Annotated in this window: 26 protein-coding genes; 17 read left to right on the top strand and 9 right to left on the bottom strand. The window is 69.1% G+C overall.

Features of this window, described 5'->3' with window-relative positions; translation table 11 throughout:
- Positions 1-25 precede the first annotated feature (25 nt).
- From JOF40_RS05720 to JOF40_RS05650, 15 genes are all read left to right on the top strand, one after another.
- Positions 26-895: a hypothetical protein gene (locus JOF40_RS05720; protein WP_129180901.1), complete on the top strand. Its 870-nt coding sequence runs from the start codon at positions 26-28 to the stop codon at positions 893-895.
- 201 nt (positions 896-1,096) lie between these two features.
- Entirely contained in the window at positions 1,097-1,978 is an 882-nt protein-coding gene (locus JOF40_RS05715) for a hypothetical protein (RefSeq protein ID WP_188111691.1), read from the top strand.
- A 51-nt stretch (positions 1,979-2,029) separates the two neighbouring features.
- Positions 2,030-2,869 carry a hypothetical protein gene (locus JOF40_RS05710; RefSeq protein ID WP_129180899.1) on the top strand — a complete coding sequence of 280 codons (840 nt, stop codon included), beginning with the start codon at positions 2,030-2,032 and terminating at the stop codon, positions 2,867-2,869.
- 194 nt (positions 2,870-3,063) lie between these two features.
- Positions 3,064-3,966 carry a hypothetical protein gene (locus JOF40_RS05705; RefSeq protein WP_129180897.1) on the top strand — a complete coding sequence of 301 codons (903 nt, stop codon included), beginning with the start codon at positions 3,064-3,066 and terminating at the stop codon, positions 3,964-3,966.
- 68 nt (positions 3,967-4,034) lie between these two features.
- The gene (locus JOF40_RS05700) at positions 4,035-4,880 is read left to right on the top strand and encodes a hypothetical protein (protein ID WP_188111690.1); all 846 of its coding nucleotides are present in this window, start codon (positions 4,035-4,037) and stop codon (positions 4,878-4,880) included.
- Between the two features lie 188 nt (positions 4,881-5,068).
- On the top strand, positions 5,069-5,935 hold the full coding sequence (locus JOF40_RS05695) for a hypothetical protein (RefSeq protein WP_129180894.1): 867 nt from the start codon (positions 5,069-5,071) through the stop codon (positions 5,933-5,935).
- 172 nt (positions 5,936-6,107) lie between these two features.
- Positions 6,108-6,959, top strand: a complete 852-nt coding sequence (locus tag JOF40_RS05690) for a hypothetical protein (protein WP_129180892.1) — start codon at positions 6,108-6,110, stop codon at positions 6,957-6,959.
- A gap of 212 nt (positions 6,960-7,171) precedes the next feature.
- The gene (locus JOF40_RS05685) at positions 7,172-7,846 is read left to right on the top strand and encodes a hypothetical protein (protein WP_129180890.1); all 675 of its coding nucleotides are present in this window, start codon (positions 7,172-7,174) and stop codon (positions 7,844-7,846) included.
- Complete coding sequence (locus JOF40_RS05680; protein WP_129180889.1) at positions 7,843-8,628, top strand: hypothetical protein; 786 nt, start codon at positions 7,843-7,845, stop codon at positions 8,626-8,628. The genes JOF40_RS05685 and JOF40_RS05680 overlap by 4 nt, the downstream gene beginning before the upstream one ends.
- A gap of 106 nt (positions 8,629-8,734) precedes the next feature.
- Positions 8,735-9,610: a hypothetical protein gene (locus JOF40_RS05675; protein ID WP_129180887.1), complete on the top strand. Its 876-nt coding sequence runs from the start codon at positions 8,735-8,737 to the stop codon at positions 9,608-9,610.
- Between the two features lie 147 nt (positions 9,611-9,757).
- Positions 9,758-10,573: a hypothetical protein gene (locus tag JOF40_RS05670; RefSeq protein WP_188111689.1), complete on the top strand. Its 816-nt coding sequence runs from the start codon at positions 9,758-9,760 to the stop codon at positions 10,571-10,573.
- Between the two features lie 153 nt (positions 10,574-10,726).
- Positions 10,727-11,596: a hypothetical protein gene (locus JOF40_RS05665; RefSeq protein ID WP_129180885.1), complete on the top strand. Its 870-nt coding sequence runs from the start codon at positions 10,727-10,729 to the stop codon at positions 11,594-11,596.
- 64 nt (positions 11,597-11,660) lie between these two features.
- Positions 11,661-12,857, top strand: coding sequence for an arginine deiminase (locus tag JOF40_RS05660; RefSeq protein WP_129180884.1), 1,197 nt, complete (start codon positions 11,661-11,663; stop codon positions 12,855-12,857).
- 247 nt (positions 12,858-13,104) lie between these two features.
- On the top strand, positions 13,105-14,187 hold the full coding sequence (locus JOF40_RS05655) for a hypothetical protein (protein ID WP_129180882.1): 1,083 nt from the start codon (positions 13,105-13,107) through the stop codon (positions 14,185-14,187).
- Positions 14,188-14,218: 31 nt separating this feature from the next.
- Positions 14,219-14,908: a DUF4339 domain-containing protein gene (locus JOF40_RS05650; RefSeq protein ID WP_129180880.1), complete on the top strand. Its 690-nt coding sequence runs from the start codon at positions 14,219-14,221 to the stop codon at positions 14,906-14,908.
- 88 nt (positions 14,909-14,996) lie between these two features.
- On the opposite strand, the gene JOF40_RS05645 is transcribed toward JOF40_RS05650, so the two are convergent.
- Positions 14,997-15,833: a DUF5926 family protein gene (locus JOF40_RS05645; RefSeq protein WP_129180878.1), complete on the bottom strand. Its 837-nt coding sequence runs from the start codon at positions 15,831-15,833 to the stop codon at positions 14,997-14,999.
- A 34-nt stretch (positions 15,834-15,867) separates the two neighbouring features.
- Positions 15,868-16,263 (bottom strand): ATP-binding protein, encoded by a 396-nt coding sequence (locus JOF40_RS05640; RefSeq protein ID WP_188111688.1) that lies wholly within the window; start codon positions 16,261-16,263, stop codon positions 15,868-15,870.
- A gap of 164 nt (positions 16,264-16,427) precedes the next feature.
- On the opposite strand from JOF40_RS05640, the gene JOF40_RS05635 reads away from it, so the two are divergent.
- Positions 16,428-16,745 carry a rhodanese-like domain-containing protein gene (locus JOF40_RS05635; protein WP_129180874.1) on the top strand — a complete coding sequence of 106 codons (318 nt, stop codon included), beginning with the start codon at positions 16,428-16,430 and terminating at the stop codon, positions 16,743-16,745.
- 7 nt (positions 16,746-16,752) lie between these two features.
- Here JOF40_RS05635 and JOF40_RS05630 read toward each other — a convergent pair whose 3' ends face one another.
- The 4 genes from JOF40_RS05630 to JOF40_RS05615 all read right to left on the bottom strand — a co-directional run bounded on the left by JOF40_RS05630 (position 16,753) and on the right by JOF40_RS05615 (position 19,965).
- Positions 16,753-17,868: a CPBP family intramembrane glutamic endopeptidase gene (locus JOF40_RS05630; protein ID WP_129180872.1), complete on the bottom strand. Its 1,116-nt coding sequence runs from the start codon at positions 17,866-17,868 to the stop codon at positions 16,753-16,755.
- A 107-nt stretch (positions 17,869-17,975) separates the two neighbouring features.
- Positions 17,976-18,254, bottom strand: coding sequence for an HU family DNA-binding protein (locus JOF40_RS05625; protein WP_129180870.1), 279 nt, complete (start codon positions 18,252-18,254; stop codon positions 17,976-17,978).
- A 104-nt stretch (positions 18,255-18,358) separates the two neighbouring features.
- Complete coding sequence (gene aat, locus JOF40_RS05620; protein WP_246152789.1) at positions 18,359-19,012, bottom strand: leucyl/phenylalanyl-tRNA--protein transferase; 654 nt, start codon at positions 19,010-19,012, stop codon at positions 18,359-18,361.
- Positions 19,009-19,965, bottom strand: a complete 957-nt coding sequence (locus JOF40_RS05615) for a phosphotransferase (protein ID WP_129180868.1) — start codon at positions 19,963-19,965, stop codon at positions 19,009-19,011. Before JOF40_RS05615 ends, aat begins: the two co-directional genes overlap by 4 nt.
- Before the next feature lie 87 nt (positions 19,966-20,052).
- Between JOF40_RS05615 and JOF40_RS05610 the strand changes: the two genes are divergently transcribed.
- Positions 20,053-20,724, top strand: coding sequence for an EcsC family protein (locus JOF40_RS05610; RefSeq protein WP_129180867.1), 672 nt, complete (start codon positions 20,053-20,055; stop codon positions 20,722-20,724).
- A gap of 104 nt (positions 20,725-20,828) precedes the next feature.
- On the opposite strand, the gene JOF40_RS05605 is transcribed toward JOF40_RS05610, so the two are convergent.
- The 3 genes from JOF40_RS05605 to JOF40_RS05595 form a co-directional block, all read right to left on the bottom strand.
- Positions 20,829-21,752, bottom strand: a complete 924-nt coding sequence (locus JOF40_RS05605; RefSeq protein ID WP_129180865.1) for a hydroxymethylglutaryl-CoA lyase — start codon at positions 21,750-21,752, stop codon at positions 20,829-20,831.
- Positions 21,753-21,909: 157 nt separating this feature from the next.
- Positions 21,910-23,772 (bottom strand): acetyl/propionyl/methylcrotonyl-CoA carboxylase subunit alpha, encoded by a 1,863-nt coding sequence (locus JOF40_RS05600; protein WP_129180863.1) that lies wholly within the window; start codon positions 23,770-23,772, stop codon positions 21,910-21,912.
- Between the two features lie 4 nt (positions 23,773-23,776).
- Complete coding sequence (locus JOF40_RS05595) at positions 23,777-25,336, bottom strand: carboxyl transferase domain-containing protein (protein ID WP_129180861.1); 1,560 nt, start codon at positions 25,334-25,336, stop codon at positions 23,777-23,779.
- Positions 25,337-25,394 lie beyond the last annotated feature (58 nt).

The raw sequence follows: 25,394 nt of genomic DNA, 5'->3' as shown, positions 1-25,394 counted from the left end.
CCGACCACGTCCCTGAAGGAGCCTCATGCGTCCCTCTGCCCTGACCCGATCGGCGATCGCGGTCGCCACTCTCTCCCTCGGCTCGCTCGCCCTCGCCGCCGTGCCTGCGCAGGCCGACACCCCGTCCGGCATCAGCCGCGACATGGTGCTCACCGCCGCGGCCGGCGTCCGCGCCACACCGCCCGGAACCGGCACCGTCCTCTTCGGCGACGCCAAGGGGTACGGCTCGGCTGCCAACCGCGCGCTCAAGGCGATGGTCAACCGCGTCTGCGTCACCGACCCGGACGGTCCTGAGCTGTCGCTTGGCTTCATCGCAGGTGCCGCTGCTCCCGGCGGCAGCACCGACGGTGTCGTCGTCAGCGCCTACATCCTCAACATCGAGGCCAGCAGCAGCAGCGGCTCCGAGGCCGGGCGGGTGTGCTCCTTCGGCGTCCTCGCACCAGTCGGGCTGCGCTCGGTCCTGACCGGCACGGCGGCCTTGACCGGCGCTCCGGCCGTTGCGGTGTCGGGTGACGTCTTCGCGACTCCCGCGTCCAACATCGCCTTCGGCCCATCGTCTCCCGAGCCGTCGACCGGCACGCCGACCTTCACGGCCAGCGGCAACGCCATCCAGTCGAACGTCGTCAAGGTCAAGGACAAGAAGACCACGTCGCAGAAGAAGGCAGCGAAGGTCAAGTACGACAAGCGGCTCAAGGCTGCCAAGAAGGCCTACAAGAAGGCACTCGACAAGGCCGGCAGCAGCAAGAGCAAGGCAGCCAAAGCCGCGTGGACGGCCAAGAAGAAGGCTGCCAAGGCCGCGTACCGGTATGCGATCGCGGGCTACAAGCTCGTCACCCAGAAGGTCAACAGCCCGTTCAGCATCTCGGCGAAGTCGACCCCTCCGCCCGCACCCTAGAGCAGCGCGGCTGGTTCATCTCCACGATCCCGTCCGGAGCCTTCCAAGCCCCGGGCGGGATCGCTGCGTCCTGCGCTCATCCCGACGAGTCATGGCGCGTAGCCCTTCCGGGTGGAATCGCCGGTTTCGGGAGACGGGCCGTTGGCAGGAGCGGATGATCACGGGGGACCACCCGGTCTGCCAGAACCCTGGAGGAACTTCATGCGCACGTCCATCCTGTCGCGATCGGTGATCGCGGTCGCGACGCTGGCCATCGGCTCGGTCGCCCTCGTGGCCGCACCGGCCACCGCCGCCACCCCGTCGGGCATCACCCGCCAGCAGGTGCTGAGCGCCGCCGATGCCGGCCGCTCGATCAACTCGTACGAGGACTATCTGGCCGCCTCCGAGCAGATGCGGGCTATCGCCGCGCCCACCTGCAAGATCGCCGCGGACGACCAGGTCGACGTCGGCTTCCGCTCGGCCTCCGCAGGCAAGAACGCCGACGGCGTCATCATCCAGGCCTTCATCAGCGCAGGCGACTCCGAGCGCGCTCCGTCCCGCCAGTGCGTCGTCGCCGCCATCGCCTCCGCCGATCCGTCGCTGACGCTCTCAGGCAAGTTGACCCTGACCGGCACGTCGGATGCAGACGTCCCCACCCTGCGCGGGGTCCCCAACGAAGTCACCACGACCCTCAACGCGGACCTGTCCGGTGACGTGTTCGTCAGTGCGGCGCTCCCCGTCGCCGACGCGTCGCGCCAGATCTACAACGCCTCGTTCACTGCCACTGGCAACACGACGCGCAGCGACAAGGTCCTCACGATCGACAAGGTCGCCGACACCAAGTCCAAGGCTTCCAAGCGGTTCGCCAAGAAGAAGTACGTCCAGCGGCTGAAGGCCGCCAAGAAGGCGTACGCCAAGGCCGTCAAGCAGGCCGGCGGCAACGCCTCCGCCAAGGCCGCCGCCAGGAGCGCCTACTCGGCGCGCCGCGCCGCCGCCGGTAGCCGGTACGCCTACGCGATCGCCGACTACAAGCTCACCAAGACGCGCACCACGCAGACCATCGACCGTCCGTTCTCGATCGGGGCCGAGGTCCAGTACGACTGACGGCCGCCAAGCCATCTACTCGCCCCACCCCTTTCACCTCGGAGAACCCCTATGAACACATCCATCCTGACCCGTTCGGTCATCTCACTCGCCTCGCTGGCGATCGCGTCCGTCGCGCTCGCCGCCACGCCCGCCGCAGCCGCCCCCGCCGGGGTCAATCGTGACCTCGTGCTGAGTGCTGCGGAGCAGGCCCGCTACTCGTCCATCAGCGACGAGGCGCGGACGCTCGTCGACGTCGTGTGCGGTGTCACCGAGAACGACGGCCTCGACTACTACGTCGACCCGCTGGATGAGCGAAACGCAGCAGACGGTCTGCTGGTCCACGCGATCGTGAACGACAAGACCTGCACGTTCGCGGCCTTCGCGGCCACGGAGAGCTTCACGACCCTCAGCGGAACCGCCACGCTGACCGGCATCCGCTACCCCGTCGAGCAGCGGATCAGCGTCGAGGAGCCGACGACGATCCAGACGTCAGCCCTGTCCGGCGACGTCTTCGTGACGACTCCCGTCGACGACAGCGACTACTACGACGTCAACATCGCCGCCGCCGGCAACGCGATCACCACGACATCGACGACGTCGGAGTCCAACCGCGTGGTCACCCCCAAGACGTCCCAGCAGAAGGCTGCGGCCCGCAAGGTCTACGACCACCGGCTCGCCTCGGCGAAGAAGGCCTACACGAAGGCCGTGGTCAAGGCCGGATCGAGCTCGAGCAAGAAGGCTGCGGCCAAGAAGACCTACCGGGCCAAGAAGGCTGCCGCGCTGGCTGCCTACCGCGCCTCGAAGGCCGGGACGCTGACGATCGTGGTCACCTCGAAGCCGACGACGGTGGCCACCCCCTTCACCCTGACCACCGACTTCTCGCGGTGTGACAGGTTGGCCAAGTGCTGATCCGCACGTAGACGAAGTCCATCGATCCCCGCTCGGAGCCTCTGGCATCGGGCGGGATCGGTGCTTCCGGACCCATGAGGACCATTTCTCCTGGTCCCTCCGGATCATCTTGTGGTGCTCCACGGGCACGACGACGCCTTCCGACGGATGATCGGCGGTGGATCATGTGGTCCACCTCACTCCCAAGGAGCATCATGCGTTCGTCCCTCCTGTCCCGGTCGGTGGTCGCAGCAGCGGCACTGGCCATCGGCTCGGTCGCCCTGGCCGCCGTCCCCGCCAACGCCGCCACGTCCACCGGCATCACCCGCGACATGGTGCTTGCCGCCGCCTCGGTGGTCCGCGCCGAAGCCGGGTCCTCCCAGAACCCTGAGTCGGGAGGTTCACCTGCAACCCAAGCGGCACTCAACGCCCTAGTCTCGCGCACGTGCGACCTCAGCAGCGGGAAGCCGGTGCAGTCCTTCGGAAGCGCCGTGGACGTCCCGGACGGTGTGGACGGGGTGGCCGTGACAGCGGTCATCGCCACCAGCTTGAGCCCCTCCGACCTCGAGTCGGTCGAGACCTGTTCGTTCGTGGCGGTCGCTCCGGTCGGCAACGTCACCACCTTCACCGGCAGCGTCACCGTTCGGACCCTCTCGATCGTGCTGGAGAACGGAGGCATCGGATTCGGTTCCGGGTCCAGCTCGACCAAGGTGTTCGAGCTCTCCGGTGACGTCTTCGCCTCTCCGCGCGTCCAGGCGAAGGGCGAGATCGCCTTCGCGGGCCTCCAGGCCGACGGTCTGGTCAAAAGCCCCGTTGGCAACGCGTTCACCACGACCAAGGTCGCTGACAAGAAGAGCAAGGCGGTCAAGAAGGCTGCCAAGAAGAAGTACGAGCGCCGCATCGCCGCAGCGAAGAAGACGTACGCGAAAGCTCTGAAGCGGGCCGGCCGCAACGCTGCTGAGAGGACCGCCGCGCGGACGGCCTACGTCTCCCGCCGGGCGGCCGTCAGGTCGACCTACGCCTACTCCATCGCGGGCTACAAGCTCGTCAAGATCCGGTCGACACAGACCGATGGACGCCGGTTCTCGGCTTCCACCGACAACTTCCTGTTCTCGTGACGTACCGCAGCCAGACCAGTCTTCGGTCGATCAACCACACTCCCACCTCACGCTCCAGAAGGACCACCATGCGCACCTCCCTCTTGACCCGCGGGGCCGTCGCTCTCGCGACGATCGCCATCGGATCTGTCACCCTGGCCGGATCACCGGCCGTCGCCGACACACCGGCGGGCATCACTCGCGAGACGGTCCTCGGTGCCGCTGACGCCAGCCGCGTCTTCTTCGGCTCCGAGAGCAACCCTGACGCGGCGAAGCTCGTGGCCAGCGTCTGCGGCTTCAGTGCGGACGACGGCTACGTGGACGTCGAGACGACGTCCCAGCCGGACGGTGTCGACGGCGTGCTGATCTACGCCTCCTCGGGCTGGAGCGAGGAGAGCGAGGCTCCTCCCCAGTACTGCACCTTCGCGGCCTTCGCCGTCACCAAGGCGCTCACGACGATGTCGGGCACCGCGACGATCGCCGCACCGGACGAAGAGGAGGACCTGCGGAGCGCCGCTGCCTCTGCGAGCTACCCGCTGTCCGGTGAGGTGTACGTGACGCCGCGCCTCGACAGCGTCGAGTACGGTCCCGGGTCCGTGGCGACCGCATCGGGCGACGTCATCACGAAGGCGGCGACGACCGGAACGTCGTCCCGCGTCGTGACACCCAAGACGACCGCGCAGAAGAAGGCCGCCCGGAAGGTCTACGACCGCCGGGTCGCGTCGGCCAAGAAGGCGTACTCGAAGGCCAAGGACAAGGCCGGCTCGAGCACCAGCAAGAAGTCCGCCGCCAAGAGGGCGTACGTCGCCAAGAAGAAGTCGGCGAAGGCCGCCTACCGCGCGGCCACTGCCGGCACCCTCACGATCGTCGTCTCCGAGAACGCCACGACGACCAAGGCGCCGTTCACCTTCACGACCGGAGGCCTTAGCCGCTGAACCACGCGTGCTCTGATCCCGCTCGGAGCCTCCCGGCTCCGGGCGGGATCGCTGCTTCCCGGACCCATGGTGACCACCTGCCCTGGTCAATCGGGATGGTTTCCGCCGCTCACGCAGCGCGACGGCTTTGGGGGCCGCATGATCATGAACGGGGTCAGAAGGCCCTGCCTTCACTCCCAAGGAGCATCATGCGTTCTTCTCTCCTGACCCGATCGGTCGTCGCTGTCGCGTCGCTCGCCGTCGGCTCCGTCGCCCTCGCGGCCGTCCCCGCTTCAGCCGTCACGCCGTCGGGCGTGACCCGAGACCAGGTGCTGGCAGCGGCTGCCAGCATCCGAGCCACGGGAGCCGGCAACGATCTCACCGACGCGACCATCGAGACCTTGCGCACTATCGCTACCCCCACATGCAGCGTTGCCGCGGGCGACCAGATCGTGAATCCCCGCGCCTATGCCACCGCCGCTGGTGACGACGCAGACGGATTCCTCGCCAGTGTCACCATCGTCACCGCCGGCGTACCTCGGTACTGCGACTTCGGCGCGGTGGCAGTCGTCGATCCGACCTACGCGCTGACGGGCGGAAGCACCATCACAGGCCGGATGACGGACACGCCCACGCCCGAGATTCCCGGTAGCGGAACCCCTCTGACGTTCACCGCACCACTGTCCGGCCAGGTGGCCGTGACCGCGCCGATCAACGGCGGCACCACCTTCTCGGTCGGCACCACTTTCACCGCGACCGGCAATGCCGCCAAGACCACCACCACGAAGACTTCCACGAAGGTCAAGGACAAGAAGACGACCAAGCAGAAGAAGGCCGCCAAGAAGAAGTACGTCAAGCGCCTCGCCCAGGCCAAGAAGAACTACGCCAAGGCCCTCGACAAGGCCGGCAGCAGCAAGAACAAGAAGGCAGCCGCCAAGCGGGTCTACGCCAAGGCCCGCGCCCTGGCCAAGGCCAAGTACAAGAGCTCGATCTCCGGCTTCAAGGTCGTCACCAGGACGGTCACGACGACGGACAACAAGCCCTTCTCCGTTACTGCCGGGTACAGCTACTACTAAGCAATCGACCCACGGCTCCAGCGATCCCGCTCCGAGAACAAGCTCGGGGCGGGATCGCTCCGTTACGCGGTGCGTGATCGAGATTTTGCTCAAACCACGGTCGATGTCGCCCATCTGGTGCCACCATCGAGTGTCGGCCTCCCGGCCGCACTACATCCGCTGAGGAGATCTGATGCGCACCCTGAACTTGTCGAGGGCGGTGATCGCGTCGGCAGCACTGGCCGTCAGCGCGACCGCTCTGACCGCGACCACCGCCACCGCCGCGACCCCGTCCGGCATCACCCGCGAGTCCGTCCTGACGGCTGCCGCGGGTTACCGGGCCAACCCTGACAACCCGGGGGGCCCGGCGATCAAGGCGGTGCGCAGCATTCTGCACCGCGGATGTGCGGTCGACATCGACGGCGGCGAGCTGCTCGACACCACGGTGGAGGCAATCCCGGCGAAGGCCGGAGGAAGCGCCGACGGCCTCGTGGCCTATGGCCAGATCTTCAACATCGTCGACGAGTCGCAGCGCGACTGCGTCGTGGCGGTCGTCGCGTCCACGCTTCCCGACTTCACCCTGAGCGGAACCTCGACCGTCAGCGTCCAGACTGATCCCGGCAACAAGACCGTCTCTGTCACCACACCCCTGACGGGGGACGTGACAGTTTCCGCGCCCATCACGGTCGTGCCTCCTGCGACGTTCACCGGTGGGTTCCCAGCCTTCAGCGCAACGGGTGCCATCACGAAGACGACCAACGTCCCGGCTGTGAAGGTCAAGGACAAGAAGACCACGTCCGAGAAGAAGGCTGCCAAGAAGAAGTACGACAAGCGGATCAAGGCTGCCAAGAAGTCGTACAAGAAGGCCCTCGCCAAGGCCAAGAGCAGCAAGAGCAAGAAGGCCGCTGCCAAGAAGGCCTACGTAGCCAAGCGGGCCACCGCGAAGGCCAAGTACTCGTACGCGATCGCCGGCTACCGCATCGTCAAGAAGGCCACGACCAGCACCGACTCGCGGCCGTTCGCGCTGTCCCTCGAGCTGCTCTGACCTGCAGACGACCGCCCACGATCCCGCCCGACGCCCCACGCGTCCGGGCGGGATCGCTGCGTTCGGAGCAACTTCCTGCGAAACCGTCACGCCGACCGCCCAGGGCGGCATGATGGGAATCGGCCACGCGTCCGGGCCGAACGGGAGATCGATCCGGACGACGACGGGAGTCGTGGCCACACAGCCACTCGTGGCCATTCCGTGGGAGAAGAATGAACCGTTCGACCCGACGTCACACGCTCGTCCTCGCCGCGCTCGGGATGACGTTCGCCGTCGCCGCGACGCCGATCAGAGCGTCTGCGGACGACATCGACGAGGACGCCATCGCCGCGCGACTGTGCCCGGCGGGTGCCGGGTTCGTCGACATGGACTCCGCCGAGGACGACGACCGCGCCGAGGTCGGCGTCTACACGTACGAGGTCGACGGGGCCGGCCAGGAGCCCGATCGTCTCTGCACGTTCGCGATCATCTCGACCGATGACGATGCCACTCTCGACGGCAGCTACACGCTGAACGTCGGAGGTGTGAGCACCGCAGGTGCTGTCGTGGGATCGAGCGGACCGACCAGCGCCGTGCTGAGCGACCGCGCGGTCAGCACCACCGCCGTCCTCGTCGCGTCCGGCAGGCAGACGACCACGACCGTCACCCCCGCGTCGAAAGCCGCCAAGAAGAAGGCGACCAAGGCACGCGCCAAGGCCGTCAAGAAGGCCAAGAAGGCGTACGCCGCGGCAGGGCGCACGACCAAGGCGAAGAAGATCTTGAAGAAGAAGCTGGCCGCCGCCACGAAGAAGTACCTCGCCGCGAAGGCACCCCGCCGGGTCACGACCGTCCGGCCCTACCGCCTCGACGTCACGCTGGCCGTCGAGCCGACCGCAGGCCTGTCGTGACCGCCGCTGTCACCCGCGAGATGGTGCTCGCCGCCGCGACAGGACTGCGCGCCGGCGACCCGGCCACTGCCGACGAAGCTGCGACCGATCGGGCGGTGCGCGCCATCATCGCCGGGTCCGTCCCGGTCGGTACCGACCTCGTCGACTACACCGCCTATCCCACGTCGGACGACGTTGACGTCATCGGCGTGCTGATCGACGCCACGCTCACCCGCACCGACACCGTCCAGACGCGGTCGCTCGCCACCGTCGCGCTGGCTCCCGCGGACGACGACGCCACTCTGGACGGATCGGTGCTGGTCAGGGGCCTGCCGATGGATGCCGCGGACGGTGGCAGGACGCTGCACTCGTCCTCACTGTCGGGCGACGTGCACGTGACGGCACCGGTCGACGTCTCCGAGACCGGGGTGCTGGAGGTCGGGCTCACGTCGGGTTCGGCTGCAGAGGCCGCCGCGCCCGCACCCGTGGCCCCTGCCCCGACGGCCCGGCCGCGCACCACCGCCGAGCTCAAGGCAGCACGCACGGCGTACGACGCCGCCGTCAAGAAGGCGCGGACGAAGTACGCCAAGGCGCGCAAGAAGGCCGGCAAGAGCAAACGGCGGCGCATCGCGGCGAAGAAGGCCTACGACACACGGCGGGCACGGGCCAAGGCCACCTACCGGGCCGCGATCGCGGACGTCCCGGTGGTCGGGATCAACAGTCCCCCGGCGTCTCGCAGCGCGCCCGCCACGGCCAGCAGCGTCACGATCATCTCGACCGACGTGGCCTGGCCGCAGGCGTGAGGTTCGGCTGGCGGCTCGCGTTTTCACAAATGGGGAGTGCGGGGACACGATCAGCGTCATGATGCTCGGTGGGTCACTTCGACCCGTCACCATTTGAAGGAGCTACATGTACACGTCCCGTCTCGCCCGCACCGCAGTTGCCGGTGCCGCCCTCGCCATCGGCTCGGTCGCACTCGCCGCCGTCCCCGCCACCGCCGCCACGCCCACCGGCATCACGCAGGACCAGGTGCTCACCGTCGCGTCGACCCTCCGGATGGACGATCCGACCGAAGCACAGGAGATCGCGGCGCAGAAGGCGCTCCGAGTCGTGATGAACCGCAGCTGCGCCATCGACAGCGACGCCGGCGAGTACCTCGGGGACAACTTCGCCGAGCCCACCCAGGCGAATGCCACCGCAGACGGCTTCATCGGCGGCGCACGTGTGGACAACGTCGTGACGGAGACGTCGCGCTACTGCTTCGTCGGTGCCGTTGCCTCGACCGTCCCCGGTTTCACCCTGCAGGGCACCGCCGCCCTCGACGTCCCGACGCAGCCGGTCTCCTCGTCCAACGTGTCGGCCGCCGCGGTTTCGACGTCCGCGCTGTCCGGCGACGTCTTCGTGACCCCGCCGGTCTCGGTCGGACAGGGCTTCAACATCAGCGCAGCGCCGAGCTTCAGCGCTGCGGGTGCCTCGACCAAGACGACGACCACCACCACCGAGGTCAAGGTCGCGGACAGGAAGACCAAGTCCGAGAAGAAGGCCGCCAAGAGCAAGTACACCAAGCGCCTCGCCGCCGCCAAGAAGAACTACGCCAAGGCCCTCGACAAGGCCGGCAGCAGCAAGAACAAGAAGGCCGCCGCCAAGCGCATCTACGTCAAGGCACGCGCCCTGGCCAAGGCCAAGTACAAGATCGCCATCGCCAACTACAAGCTGGTCAAGAAGTCGAACAGCACCACCGACACCCGTCCCTTCACCATCGGAGCGACGCTCAACGAGGGCTGACCCACCCCGCGCAGCCGCACCCTTCGACCGATCCCGCACGGAGCTGCTCCGTGCGGGATCGGTCGGTCGAGGTGAATGGCTGACACCAAGCCTCGGGAACGCCATGATGGGCAGGCCGTTCATCACCGCCACTCGCGAGGGAAGTCCATGCGTAGATCCGTCCTGTCCCGCTCCGTCATCGGAGCAGCAGCGTTCGCCGTCGTCTCGGCGACCCTGTCGGTGTCACCTGCGTCAGCGGCACCCGTCCCGGACACGATCGCGATGATCAATGCGAAGGCCCAGGACGTGTGCCGCCGCTCGCCGGCCTCGCCCGCCAACCTCGTACCGAAGGACATCCGCTACGCCAGCGCCCCGCTCGGTGCGGGCACCGAAGCGACCGTCGCCACCGTCGACGTGGTCAACGACCCTGCATATGGGTACGAGTCGTGCACGTTCGCATTCTTCACCGCGCCCTACAGCTCCGCCGTGATCGGCCACTACCGCCTGCAGGTGCAGGAGGGTGGAATCGTCGATGCCGACGCCACCAGACGGGTTCCTTTCAGCGGTGACAGGCACATCGGCCAGACCTACACCGTCTTTGGCGAGCCGGTCTTCACCGAGGGCCAGTTCGGGGTGCAGGCATCCCTGTCGGTCGACGGAAAGGTCCTGACGCAGTCCAGCCAGCGGACGCTGATCGTCACGCCCACGCCGAAGACGGCCCAGCAGAAGAAGATCGCCAAGAAGAAGTACGAGCAGCGCAAGGCCAAGGCGAAGAAGACGTTCAAGAAGGCCATCAAGAAGGCGTCCGGCAACACCAAGAAGAGGCGGATCGCTCGGTACTACCTGCACAACCAGCTCAAGGGGGCCAAGCAGAAGTACCTGAAGGGCATCGCCACCTCAAGGACGAGGATGGTCGAGAAGCAGGTCCGGACGGAGACTCCGATCAACTCGACCGTCCGTCTTGACCTGCCCGACGGACTCTGAGCCCTTGGTCCCATGCCGTGGGCACCTCACTGGGCGTCGAGCAGGGGCGAGGTTGGGGAGTTGACATTTCGACAAAACCGTGACAGCGGGTTACCCGTCCGTGGATGATGAGGTTGCCCGCTTGGGCCGTCATCACCATCTCGGGGGAACGTCATGCGTAGATCAGTCCTGTCCCGCTCCATAGTCGGGGCGGTCTCGCTGGCCGTCGCCTCGGTCGCGCTGACGGCCGCACCGTCCAGCGCGGCAACTCCGGCCCCCGTCACCCGCGACATGGTGCTGAGCGTGGCCAACGACCTCCTGGCCCCCGGGGACTTCTACGCGCCCGGCGTCTACGAGACGCTCGAGAACATCGCCGCGACGACCTGCGGCGTGGCTGAGCCGTCCATCATCGACGATGTCGTTGCCGAACCTCTGAACGGTGCCGGCGCGGTGGGTCTGGTCGTGCGAGCGTTCATCGTCGACGCGGACGACGTCAACCGCGAGTGCAGCTTCGGTGCACTCACGACCACTGTCGCCAGCGACTTCGTCCTCTCGGGTCAGTACTCCTTCAGCCACGAGGTGCTCGCCACCGGCTCCGCTGGTCCGTCAGTCCCCGTCGCTGCGACACCCGGCCAGCTGTCCGGCAACCTGGTCATCACCGCCCCGGTCTCGTACACCGACCGGATCATCACCGGCGCCACCATGACGGCGTCGGGCCGAAGCAGCAGGACGACGGACACGACGACGTTCACCAGGATCGAGACACCCAAGTCGGCCAAGCAGCTGCGGGCAGCCAAGGCCACGTACAAGAAGCGTCTGGCTGCGGTCAAGAAGACCTACGCGAACTCCATCAAGAAGGCTCGCACCAAGAAGGGTGCCAAGAAGAAGGCTGCCCTCGACCTGGCCCGACGCAAGCACACCCGCAACCTGCGGGTGGCCAAGGACCGCTACCGCCACGCGACCGCGACCTTCAAGCTCAGGAGGTCGGGCGGCATCGTCGGCACCTTCAACGACTTCAACGTCACTGCGACCTCGCGGGACTGAAGCCGGTCCGACCGCCCCTGCCTGTCAGCAGTGCGCCGTCACCGCACCTCACTAGGCTGTCGGCATGCCTCTCGGAGCGGACAGTGAAGTCGGACGGTTGCGCACGGTCATGCTGCACCGTCCCGGCCCAGAGCTCGGCCGGCTGACACCGCGCAACAACGACTCGCTGTTGTTCGACGGCATCCCGTGGCTCGGCCGCGCGCAGGAGGAGCACGACGCCTTCGCGCAGGCGCTGCGCGACCACGACGTCGAGGTGCTCTACCTGACCGACCTGCTGACTCAAACCCTCGCGATCGAGGCGGCCCGCGACGAGATCATCGCCAGCACCCTCAAGGGACTGTTCGTCGGTCCGAGTGTGCAGGCGCTGATCGCGTCACTGCTGGCTGATGCTGACCCGGCGCGGCTCGCCGAGACCTTGATGGCGGGGCTCCGCAACGACGAGATCCACCTCGACGGCAGCGTGGCACACCACCTGATGCAGCCCGAGGACTTCCTGATCAACCCGCTGCCGAACCTGCTGTTCACCCGAGACTCCTCGGTGTGGCTGCGCGACCGGGTCGCCGTCACCAGCCTGGCGATGCCGGCGCGGGTCCGCGAGACGCAGCTGACCGGGCTCATCTATCAGCACCACGAGCGGTTCGCAGGCACGCCAATCGTCCACGGGCCTCACCTGGAGCACCTCGAGGGCGGCGACGTGCTCGAGCTGTCGCCGGGCGTCATCGCGGTCGGCATCGGCGAGCGGACGACCCCGGCGGGGCTCGAGCGCTTCGCCCACCAGGTGCTGTCCGAGCAGCTGGCGCACACCGTGCTCGCCGTCCCGATCGCCCAAGAAAGGGCGACGATGCACCTCGACACGATCGTGACGATGGTCGACGTCGACACCGTGGTCATCTACCCCAACATGGCCGACACGCTGCGCGCCGTGCCGCTGGCCTGGGGTCCCTCCACGGGTTCAGGCGACGGCGTCGTCATCGGCACCGAGACGACGTTCTTCGCCGCCGCGGCCGAGGCGATGGGCATCGAGACCCTGCACCAGATCGACACCGGACTCGATCCCGTCACCGCCGAGCGCGAGCAGTGGGACGACGGCAACAACACCCTCGCCATCGACGCACGCCTCGCCGTGGCCTACGAGCGTAACGAGCAGACCAACGCGCGGCTCGAGGAGCACGGCATCGAGGTCATCGCGATCAGCGGCGACCAGCTGGGCTCCGGACGCGGTGGGCCCCGCTGCATGTCGTGCCCCGTCGACCGCGACTGACCCCCTCCCCCAACATCTCGGCACTGATCGACGTCCCCGGACCGATTTCACGTCGATAAGTGCCGACATCTTGCCGGGCCGAAGTCGAGCTTGGTCATGCAGGGATCAACGGCACCGACCCGGATCATTCCCGACGGCGGGCGCTTGCGCGGGGACATGTCCGTGAAACGGAGGACACCTCGTGCCGTCACGAGCCGATAGCGTCGCGAGCATCCGTCCCGTCACCACTGGTGCTCCTGGAGAAATCATGCGCAAGCTCGTCGTCGTCATCGCCGCTCTCGGCCTCGTCCTGGCTCTCGGCGCGCCGGCCGAGGCCGCCCGCAAGTACAGGGTCAAGGCGTCGATCAGCTCGTCCAGCATCATGATCGGGCAGTCCGTCACGATCACCGGCACAGTCTCTCCCGCCAGGGGCGGCAAGGTCGTGCTCTACAAGCGCATCTCGGGCAAGAAGTGGAAGCGCGAGGCCACAGCCCGGGTGCGCTCCAACGGGACGTTCGCCTTCACAGACAGGCCGAAGTCGCGCCAGAACCGGCAGTACCGCGTCACCAAGCCCAAGTCCGGCAAGTACCGCGCAGGCACGAGCCGTCCGATGCGCTTGAAGGTTCGCAAGCTGAAGCGGTCGACTCCGACGGTCACCGTCACTGGCGTGAGCAGCCGGGTCATCGAGGCAGGACAGGGCGTCACCGTCACCGGCACCGCGGGACGCAGCGTCGCCGGACGATACGCGCAGCTGCAGGTCGGTGCCGGCGGCACCTTCGGCACGATCGGGTCGGCACGCATCGCCCCCAACGGATCGTTCAGCGTCGCTGGCGGCATCAGCCAGTCGGGGGCGGCGGTGCCGTTGCGGGTCGTCATCCCGTCCTCGCGCTTCAACAACGAGGCCGCGGCCAGCGCAGGCTCGGTCAAGGTCTTCGGCTGGACGTACCTGAGCGAGCTAACACGGGTGTCGTCGTCGAGATTCGGTCCGACGCCGGGCAATCTCCTAGGAAACGCCTACCCCAAGTCTGTGGGGAACACCTCGAACTTCTGGTGGGACCAAGACCCCTGGGCCGAATGGAGCCTGAACTACCGCTGCACAACGTTCACGGCGAGGATCGGCCTCACTGACTCGTCACCGAGTGGGTCTGCCGTGAAGTTCGTCGCCTCCAAGGATGCGGCGAGCAGCGACTTCGGCACCTTGGGCAACGGGACGTCGAAGGACGTGACGCTCGATCTGAACGGTTCCTACAGGCTGAAGCTGCAGGACATCTACGTCGCTGGCCCGACCGGCTCCGGCCCCCCCACTACCGTTGGTCTCTGGGGCGACGCGCGGATCCTGTGCGCCTTCTGACCGGGGACGGCACCCCGGACGGGCTGGCGCGATGACGTCGAGGGCACCGCGCCGGCCCGTCCAGGTCGCGGGCCTCACGCTCGCCCTGCTGCTCGGTGCCTACAGCGGCTACGTCCACTACGCACTGGTGTCCACCGACATCTACGAGCTCGTCTTCCGGGGTCTGGCGAGCGGTCGCACCTTGGTGCTGCTGCTCCTGTTCATCGCGGCCGCCTGGGCGATGTCGGTGGGCGCTCTGCTCGCACTCGTCGCGCTGCTCAACCCCACGGTGACGGGCCGGGCGAGCGCGGCGTTCTTCGTCATCGCCGCCTGCGCCTGGGTGGGGCGAGAGATCACGTTGATCTCGCTGCTGACGGGCGTCGGCCTCGACGTCTCGCCGTTCACCCTCTACCGCCAGTCGACGTCCGACGGCATGTTCGCCGGCCGGTGGCCCGTCATCTGGGCGACGAGCGCGGCCTGCCTGGTGGTGGGTGTCCTCGTGTCACGGACAGGTCGCCCAGTCGTTGCGACCGCCGCACCGCCTGTCCCTCCGGTCGCCAGCACCGCCGGGGCTACGGTGCCGGGCACGCACTTCGTCCACGTCGACGGGGTGCAGTACGGCCCGTTCGACGTCGATCAGCTACGCATGCTCGTCACCGAAGGACGCATGCTGCCGGCCACGCTCGTCTGGCCCGGCACGGGTGACTGGCGACGCGCAGACGAGGTGCCGGGCGTCTTCTGAGCGCCCGACCCGCAAGATGTCGGCACCTATGTACGTCCCCAAGCCGGTTTGACGTCCAGAAGTGCCGACATCTCGGGTGAGGGGTCGGTCAGACCTGCACCTGGCGGCTGATCAGCGAGCCACGGGCCGACCGCTGCTCGGAGGTCAGCGGGCTGTCGTCGGCCAGGGCCTCGGCGAGACGGGCGGCGAACTCGACGGCCGGCTTCTCGAGGGCGTCGGCGTCGTGCTCGAACTCCCACACCGGCACGAGCAGGCCATGCGCCCGGAAGTGGCCGATGAGCTTGGTGCCCTCGCCCAGCGTGTCGGCGTCGGCCGCGTGCAGCCGCGCCAGGGCGTTGAGCAGCGTCGTCTCGTCGTGGGTCATGACCCAGCGGAGGAACCGCTGCGGGCCCATCTCGGTCCAGTAGGCACCGTCGACGGAGTCGAGGTGGACGGTCGGGGCGATCGTGTCATTGGCCTCGGCGAGCGCCTCGGCGATGCCGTCGTTGGACTCGACACCCTCGACCCAGTAGTCGAAGCCGTCGTGCACCTCGACGTCGAAGGCGGAGTCGGGAGCGATGATGTCCTGCAGGCGCGGGCCGACACCCGGGTCGGTCATGCGGACGGGGCTGCCGAGCTCGGTCGTGCGGGCGAGGTCGATGACGTGCGCCAGGTCGCGGCTGATGTCGCCGAAGTTGTGGGCGACCTGCAGGCCGATCCAGATCTCCCCGTCCTGGCGGCGGATGCCCGCACCGTTGCCGGGCAGCATCGAGCACACCCGCACGGTCTCGCCCGTCGTCAGGGTGATGGTGGCCGACGCCGCCGGCACGAACTCACGCAGCGCGACCCAGTCGGCCTCACGCGGGAGCCCTTCGAAGGTGCGCGCCACGAACGGCATGCGTTCTTTCTTGGCGCCCTTGGTCTTGAGTCGCGACTTCTTGCCCATGACGGGCGAGTCTAACGGGCGGCTGCGGGGCCGCTCAGTGGGTCACGAGCGCGAGCTCGGCGTTGACCCGCGTGCCGGCCGACATGTCGACCCACCAGCGGTCGGCGACGCGGCTGATGATCGACAGGCCACGACCGCTGAGCGAGTCCTCGTCGAAGTCGATCGGCTCGAGTCGGCCGCCCACGCCGCCGTCGAGCACGCTCAGCTCGAGCAGGTCGTGGTTGATCGACCACGAGATCTCGATCGTCCCGTCGGTGCCCGGGACGCCGTGGCTCACGGCGTTGGCGATCATCTCGCTGATGACGATCAGCGCGTCGTCGATGACCGACGAGGAGGCGTGCTGCCGGGTGAGGAAGGCGGCCAGACGGGTACGGGCGATGCCCGGCGTGGAAGGGGCGAAGGGGAGACGGACGGTGTCACGTGGGTCCATCTCGTCCACCGCCCTTCGTCTGTCACCGGAAGCTGCCACCTCCATGGAACCACGGAAATCCGAATCCTCTGGTCCAAAGTAACTAGGCGGGGGGGTTCATCGCTACCCCTGTGACCGATCAGACCCCCGTTCGCGCCGGATTTCGTCGCGTTGCACCATGGAGCATGAGCGATCCGAGCATCCCGACCACCGAGATCGACGCGATCCCGGACACCATTCCCGGCGACCTCGTCGTCCTCGACGTCCGTGAGCCCCACGAGTGGGCCGCGGGTCACATCGACGGCGCGATCCACATCCCGCTCGGCGACATCCCCGCACGGGTCGGTGAGCTCGATCCGGCGGTGCGGACCCTCGTGATCTGCCACCTGGGCGGACGCTCGGCGCGGGCGACGCAGTGGCTGCACGCGCAGGGCCACGACGTGACCAACGTCGCCGGCGGCATGGAGGCTTGGGAGACGGCAGGACGTCCGACCGTCCGCTGACTCCCGGTCAGCGCCACCCGGGCGGCAGCTCGCCCGGGTAGTCGGGGGTGTTCGGATGCAGCGCGCCGCTTCGCGGCCCCAGCGGTTCGTTCCTCACCGCTGCCGGGCTTCGCCCGGGCGCTTGCCTTCGCTCGCTGCGCTCGCTCGGCCAGTGGTGGGGGACCGGTGGCGGGTACCAGACGATCGCGTAGGGCGGCGGCGGCCACATGGGCGCTGGCGGCTCCGGGATGCGGTCGCGCGTGCGCTGGACGCCTCGGCGACGGGCTGCCCACTCGACCACGACGAGCAGCAGGATGCTCGAGATGATCGTCGGCACGACGTCGATCGGTCCCGCACCCGTGTCGTCGGTGGCCGAGACCATGCCCAGCGCGTCGAGCGCGAACAGCACGACGTTGTTGGCGGCGTGCGCCGAGATCGCCGCCTCGAGCCCGCCCGTGCGGATCGTCAGCACCGCCGCGGTCAGGCCGAACACGCCGACGTCCACCAACCCCCACAGCCCGTAGCCGTGACCTGCCACGAACAAGGGCGTGGTGACGAGGATCGCCACGATCGCGAAGCGCGACCACGACCCGACCAGCTGCAGCAGGAACCCGCGGAAGAGGTACTCCTCGGCCGCGGACTGGAAGGGCACGATCAGCAGCACGACCAGCAGCGTCACGGCGACGCGCCCGTCGACCTGCGCCGGGGCACTGACCTCAGACGGATCGGTCATCTGCGTGGCCAGCAGTGACCCGCCGATCGTCACGAGCGAGATCGTCGTGGCGATGACGGCCGTGACGCCCAGCCAGCGCCACCGCAGCCGTCCGGTGACCGACGACAGGTAGCCGACCGGACGCGGACCGGTGACCAGCACGCCGAGCAGCACCGACGGGATCAGCAGCACCAGGCTCAGCATGTCGATCACGAAATAGTCGAGCCGGGCGAGATCGAGGTCGCCGGCGGAGTCGAGCCAACCCTCGAAGGACGACGACGAGTCCGAGACGGCGAACCACAGCGCGGCCAGCCCCATCAGCACGATGCAGAGGGCGAAGTAGGTCACCACGATCACCAGCGCTGCGACCGGGAGCTTCCACCACGCATAGCGGGGAGTCTCGCGGGCGAGGCGGTGGAACGGCGTGGCCATGGCTGATCCTCACATCGTGGAAGCAGCGACGCCACCGGGCGGTGGGCCCGGTGGCGTCGCTGGATGCTGTCGGACGCCGGCTGGGCCGACGTCCGACAGGGGGTGAACTACTTGGCTGCTGCCTTGAGGCGCGAGCCGACGCTGACCTTCACGCCGAAGCCGGCGGGGATGTCGATCGTCTCGCCCGTGGAGGGGTTGCGACCCGTGCGGGCGGCGCGGGGAACGCGCTCGACCGAGAGGATGCCGGGGATCGAGACCTTCTCGCCCTTGGCGACGGAGTCGAGGAGGATCTCGCTGAAGGACGAGAGAACCGCGTCGGCGTCGGCCTTGCTGGTGCCGGCCTTCGAAGCGAGGGCAGCGACGAGGTCGTTGCGTGAGATGGCCACAAAAGCTCCTTGTGAGTGATGGTGTTTTCGTCAGTCAGTCTATGAACGTGGTCCTCATGACGGCGTGCACCCCCGCCGTGTCTTGCCGTGATTCCGCCGTGATATCAGGCCCAGACGGCTGGCGGAGGAGCGTCGACGAGGTCGTTGATGCGCTCGAGGTAGAGCTCGCGCGGCCACTCCGTGACCCCCAGCGACGCGAGGTGCGGGGTGCTCCACTGCGTGTCGATCAGCCCGCCCGCACCGACCAGCCGGGCCAGCTCGACGAGCGCCGCCTTCGAGGCGTCCGTCGCCCGGTGGAACATCGACTCCCCCGCGAACAGCGCGCCGATGCTGAGGCCGTAGAGGCCACCCACGAGCGTCCCGTCGGCGGCGCGGGTCTCGACCGAGTGCGCCCAGCCCAGCTCGTGCATGCGCACGTAGGCCGCGCGGATGTCGGAGTCGATCCACGCCCCGGGACGGGAGGGGTCGGCGCACGCGTCGATGACCTCCTCGAACGACTCGTCGAGCGTCATCGTGAAGCGCCGCACCGAGCGGGCCAGCGACCGGCTCACGCGGATGTCGTCCGGCACCAGCACGCCGCGGCGCATCGGCGACCACCAGAGCAGCTCCCGGTCGTGCGGCATCGGGAAGGCACCGCGCCGGTAGGCCTCCAGCAACGTCCCGGGCTCGAGATCGGCCCCACCCGCGACGCAGTCGTCATCCGGCCACTCGTCGGGATCGAACATCCACGGCGAGGGCGGAAGCGGCGTGCGCGTCACGGCTCGAGCACCCGCGACAGGTGGTGCAGCACGCCGTCGCCCCACTCGTCCCACTCGGCGGCGGTGGCCTCCTCGAGGCAGCGCCACCAGAGCAGCGTCCGGTTGACCGGCTGGGTCAGCGAGGCGGCACGCAGCTGCGAGGCGAGGTCGTCGGCCGTGACGTGCCACGCGTCGGCGTAGGCCTCGGCGACCTCGGGCCACGAGAGCGTGTCCTGCTGGCCGATCCAGCCGTGCGGCACGATCAGCAGCTCCGCGGCGTGCGCCCACTGCCCGTCGCCGAAGTCGAACAGCCGGCCGTCCGCCGCGAAGACGTTGAACGGGTGCAGGTCGCCGTGCTGCCACGTCGTGGGCAGGGACGACTCCTCGAGCTCGGCGACGGCGTCGACCACGCGGGGGCGGGCCGCGAGGAGGTCGTCGCGCAGGCTCTCCGACACGTGGGCAGGATGCTCGCGCGGCAGGCCCGACAGCACGTGCACGAAGCGGTCGAGCCGGTCGACGACCGTGGACGGCCGGCAGTCGGGCAGACCCGCGCCGAGCAGCGCCTGCTCCGCGCCGGCCGCGCTGCGCTGCAGGTCTGCGGCCCGGCGCAGCACCTGCTGCCAGTCGGCGACCGTCGGCGAGGTGCTGTCGCCGAGGGTCGCTCCGCGGTCTGCCGTCAGCATCCACCCGCGGTCGAGGTCGACGGCGACGGGTGCGTCGACGGTGTCGGGGGCGAGCCCGGCCAGCTCGACCTGCAGCGCCGGCTCGAACGACATCGACATGCAGTTGGCCTTGAACCAGACGCGGCCGGCGTCCGTCGGCACGGTCAGCTGCGTCGACCACGGCCGGATGCGGGGCTGCTCGATCTCGCCGGTGACCTCGACGCCGCGGTCGGCGAGCGCGTCGCGCGCCCACCGCTCGGCCTCGCGCCGCCAGTCGTCGTGCGCGACACGCTCGGAGAACGGGCGACCCATGAGGCCCAGCGTAGGCGCAGGGACGGCCTCCGGGGGGTTCTCGCACTCAGGGAGCCGGGCGGGGTCTTCGCTCCTATGCTGGACGTCATGGGTCTTCGCCGCAGTGTCGCCACCTCCGCCAGCTCGAAGCTGGCCCCCAAGGTCGCCTCCGGATACGTCCGGACGGTGCTCGACAAGGCGATCGACGGCGTCGGGCCGCTGCGTTCCGCGGCGGCGTCGGCCGACAGCAAGCTCGTCGACGCGGACGGCGACGTCGAGAAGGCCATCTCGTCGCTCATGCGCCTGCACACGGGCCTCGCCGGTGCGCAAGGGTTCGTGACCAACCTGGGCGGTCTGGCCACCGCGGCGGTCGCCGTCCCGGCCAACGTCGCCGGCGTGACGATCGTGCAGTGCCACCTCGTCGCCGGCATCGCGCACCTGCGGGGCTACGACCTGCACGATCCGCGGGTCCGCAACGCCATCTTGGCCTGCATGCTGGGCGAGGACGCCGTCAGGGCGCTGGTCAAGAAGCACCGGCTGCCGTCGTCGCCGATGGCGTTGGCGACGTCCCCCGTGCACGACCCCGTCCTCGACGAGCGACTGTCACGCGAGGTCACGTCCGAGCTCGTGGGGCGGACGGCGGGACGCCGGGCCGTCACGATGATCGGGCGGCGGGTGCCGTTCCTCGGCGGTGCCGTCGGCGGTTCGAGCGACGCGTGGGCGACGTGGCAGATCGGCTCGTTCGCGGCCGACGAGCTCAAGGACCGCCGCCGCTCCTAGCCCGCCCTGGCGGAACCGCGAGTGGTGCGGTGTGGACGTTCTGGGACGGCGCGTCTGACCAAGGCGCACCACTCAGGTGCCGAAACGCACCACTCGCGAGGGGGTCACCGCAGGGCGCGGACGACGGCGCTGGCCGGTTCCTTGCCGAGCACCTTGGACATCCAGACCGAGGTCTCGACGAGCGATGCCAGGTCGACGCCGTGATCGATGCCGAGACCGTCGAGCATCCAGACGAGGTCCTCGGTGGCCAGGTTGCCGGTCGCGCTCTCGGCGTACGGGCACCCACCCAGCCCACCGGCCGAGGCGTCGAACGTCGTGATGCCGACCTGCAACGCGGCGTGCGCATTGGCGAGGGCCTGACCGTAGGTGTCGTGGAAGTGCATCGCCAACGACGCGGCGTCCGTGCCGGCGGCCTCGAACGCCCGAACGAGCGTTTGCACATGACCCGCCGTGCCGACCCCGATCGTGTCGCCGATCGACAGCTGGGACGCGCCAAGGTCGAGCAGCCGGCGCCCGACGTCGACGACCTGGTCGACGTCGACGGCACCCTCCCACGGATCGCCGAAGCACATCGAGACGTAGGCCCGCACGTCGACGCCGGCGTCGCGTGCCCGTCGCACCACGGGCTCGAACATCGTCATCTGGTCGTCGAGCGTCGAGTTGAGGTTCTTGAGGGCGAAGGTCTCGGTGGCACTGGCGAAGATCGCGATGTGCCGGGCACCGGCCTCGAGCGCCCGGTCGAGTCCACGTTCGTTGGGCACCAGCACGGGCAGCGGCGTCGGGCCGTCGAGCCGCAGGCGCGCGATCACCTCGGCGGCGTCGGCCAGCTGCGGCACCCACCTCGGGTGGACAAAGCTCGTCGTCTCGACGACCGGCAGGCCCGCGGCCATCAGGCGTCCGATGAACTCGACCTTGACGTCGACCGGGACGATCGCGGACTCGTTCTGCAGCCCGTCCCGCGGACCGACCTCGTAGATCGTCACCGCAGACGGGAGCGCCGGATCGCGGACCACCATCGGCCGGATCATGCGGACGTCCCAGCGGCCGGGCCGGCCACCGTCGCGCGAGTGGCGCAAACCGGGCCCTGAGTGGCGCAATCTCGCGCGACACGCCGTCCCAGAATCGCGAGACTGCGCCACTCGCGGGGCTCGCGGACCCAGCGGGACTCGCGATCGAGGCCGCGGGTCATCGGGGGTCCACCGTGAAGAGGAGGTGCCTGATCGGCACCTGGTCGCCGGCGACCGCCCCGACGAGGGACACGACACCGTCGTAGGGGGCGGTCATCGCGAGCTCCATCTTCATCGCCTCGACGACGCCCAGCTGCTGGCCGGCCACGACCGTGTCGCCCTCGGCGACGTCGACCCGCAGCACCGTGCCCGGCATCGGCGACACGAGGTCGGCGTCGGTCGAGGCGCCCCGCTGGTGGCCGCCGCGCATCGGGTCGGGCACCTCGAGCGTCCAGGTCTGCCCCTCCCGGGCGATCGTGATGCTGTCGTGGGTGCCGACCGCGAGGGCGTCACCCTGCTCACCGGTCGGCACCGCGAAGCGCCAGACCCGACCGGTGTCGTCGGCCAGGGCGATCGTCGCGGGTGCCGGATCCGCTCCCGACCGCCAGCCGTCGGCACGGCCGAACGGATCGTCCCCGCCCACCACGACGTGACCGGCCCACATCACGGCTGCCGCGCGGGCAGCGTCCTCGGTCAACACCGGAGCCGTCAGCAGCTGGGCGGACGCATCGCTGTCGAGCCATGCAGTGTGCACGCGGCCGGCGGCGAACTCCTCGCCGGCGACGAGCCGCCGGACGAAGCCGAGGTTGGTCGTGACGCCGAAGATGCCGGTGCCGTCGAGAGCGTCGACGAGCAGCAGCCGGGCGTCCTCCCGGTCGGTGCCGGCGACGACGATCTTGCCCAGCATGGGGTCGTACGCCGTCGAGACGACCGCGTCGCCCTCGAGGTCGGACTCGATGCGCGCACCGTCGGGCCATGCGACGTCCTGCACGTGCCCGGCCTGCGGGACGAAGCCCGCATAGGGGTCCTCGGCGTAGACCCGCACCTCCATCGCGTGCCCCGTCGCGGTGATCTCGTCCTGGGTCAACGGCAACGGCTGCCCCGCGGCGACGAGCAGCTGCCACTGCACCAGGTCGAGGCCGGTGATCTCCTCGGTCACGGGGTGCTCGACCTGCAGGCGCGTGTTCATCTCCAGGAAGTAGGCCCGCTGGCCGCCCGCACCGTCGTCCGCGACGAGGAACTCGACCGTCCCGGCACCCGTGTAGCCGACCTCACGGCACAGCGCGACCGACGACTCGTGCAGGGTGCGGCGCAGCTCGTCGGTGAGGCCGAACGCAGGAGCCTCCTCGACGACCTTCTGGTGCCGGCGCTGCACCGAGCAGTCGCGCTCGAACAGGTGGACCACGTGGCCGGCGGTGTCGCCGAACACCTGTACCTCGACGTGCCGTCCGGCCTCGACGTACTGCTCGACCAGCAGCGTGTCGTCGCCGAACGCCGCCGCGGCCTCGCGTCCGGCCGCCTCGACCGCCGCGGCCAGACCGGACGCCTCGCGGACGATGCGCATGCCCTTGCCGCCGCCACCCGCCGCGGCCTTGACCAGCACCGGATAGGCGTCGGCCGGAACGGCATCGGCCGGGAACTGGGCAGTGACGGGCACGCCGGCCCGCTCGGCGATGGCACGGGCCCGGTCCTTGCGGCCCATCGCGTCCATCACGTCGGCGGTCGGCCCGATGAACACGAGCCCCGCGTCGACCACGGCGCGGGCGAACTCGGCGCGCTCGGACAAGAAGCCGTAGCCGGGGTGCACGGCCTCGGCCCCCGACGCACGGGCCGCAGCCAGCAGGCGGTCGATCGACAGGTACGACTCCGTCGCCGGCGTCGGACCCAGATGCACCGCTTCGTCGGCGAGCCGCACGTACGGCGCATCGGCATCGGCGTCGGAGTAGACCGCGATGCTGCGCAGACCCGCCTCCCGGCAGGCCAGGATGACGCGGCGGGCGATCTCGCCCCGGTTGGCGACGAGCACTGAGCTGAAGGTCATCCGGTCACATCCTGAACATGCTGAAGCGGGGCTCGGGCGTCGGCACGGCGGTGGCCACCTGCAGCCCCATCGCCAGGACGCGCCGGGTGTCGACGGGGTCGATGATGCCGTCGTCCCACAGCCGAGCGGTGGAGTAGTAGGCCGATCCCTGGTCGTCGAACTGCTCCCGGATCGGTGCCCGGAACGCGGTCTCGTCGTCGGCCGACCACTGCTCGCCGCGCGTCTCCATGCCGTCGCGCTTGACCGTCGCGAGCACCGCCGCGGCCTGCTCACCGCCCATCACCGAGATCTTGGCGTTGGGCCACATCCACAGGAACCGCGGGTCGTAGGCCCGGCCGCACATGCCGTAGTTGCCGGCACCGTAGGAGCCGCCGATCACGACCGTGAACTTCGGGACGACCGACGACGCGACCGCTGTGACGAGCTTCGCGCCGTCCTTGGCGATGCCGCGGTTCTCGTACTCCTGGCCGACCATGAACCCCGTGATGTTCTGCAGGAACACCAGGGGGACGCCGCGCTGGTTGGCGAGCTCGACGAAGTGCGCGCCCTTGAGCGCAGACTCGCTGAACAGGATGCCGTTGTTGGCGACGATCGCGACGGGATAGCCCTCGATGCGGGCGAAGCCGCACACCAGCGTCTCGCCGTACAGCGGCTTGAACTCGTGGAGGCGCGAGTCGTCGACGAGGCGTCGGATGACCTCGCGCACGTCGTAGGGGGTGCGACCGTCGACCGGCACGACGTCGTACAGCGTCTCGGGGTCCTCGCGCGGCGGGAGGGGCTCGTGCGGCGGAGGCTCGCTGGTCGGACGCTCGAGCGTCCCGACGATCGACCGGACGATCTGCAGCGCGTGGTCGTCGTCGTCGGCGAGGTGGTCGACGACGCCGGACGTGCGGGCGTGCACGTCACCACCGCCGAGGTCCTCGGCCGACACGACCTCGCCGGTCGCGGCCTTCACGAGGGGCGGTCCGGCCAGGAAGATCGTGCCCTGATCCTTGACGATGACGGTCTCGTCGCTCATCGCCGGCACGTAGGCCCCGCCCGCGGTGCACGAGCCCATGACGGCGGCGACCTGCGGGATGAGCATCGACGACATCTGCGCCTGGTTGAAGAAGATGCGGCCGAAGTCGTCGCGGTCGGGGAACACCTCGTCCTGCATCGGCAGGAACGCGCCGCCCGACTCGACGAGGTACACGCAGGGCAGGTGGTTCTCCTGGGCGATCGCCTGGGCGCGCAGGTGCTTCTTGACCGTCATCGGGAAGTACGTGCCGCCCTTGACGGTGGCGTCGTTGGCGACGATGACGCACTCGCGGCCGCTGACGCGTCCGATGCCCGTGACGATGCCCGCACTCGGCACGGCGTGGACGTCGTCGCTGCCTGTGCCGTACATGCCGTACGCGGCCAGCGCGCCGATCTCGAGGAACGGCGAGCCGGGGTCGAGCAGCCGGTCGATGCGCTCGCGGGGCAGCAGCTTGCCGCGGGAGACGTGTCGCTCGCGGGCCGCCTGGTTGCCGCCGCGACGGGCGACGGCCAGGCGTTCACGCAGCTGTTCGACGAGTTCTCGCATGCTGCGACACTAGCAGATGTGGTTAATGGTTGTTAACCTGCGCCGCTACACTGTGGGG

This window comes from Aeromicrobium fastidiosum (assembly GCF_017876595.1).
GTDB lineage: Bacteria > Actinomycetota > Actinomycetes > Propionibacteriales > Nocardioidaceae > Aeromicrobium > Aeromicrobium fastidiosum.
Note: the sequence above shows the minus strand (reverse complement) of the source record. Positions and strands in the feature narration are given on the sequence as shown.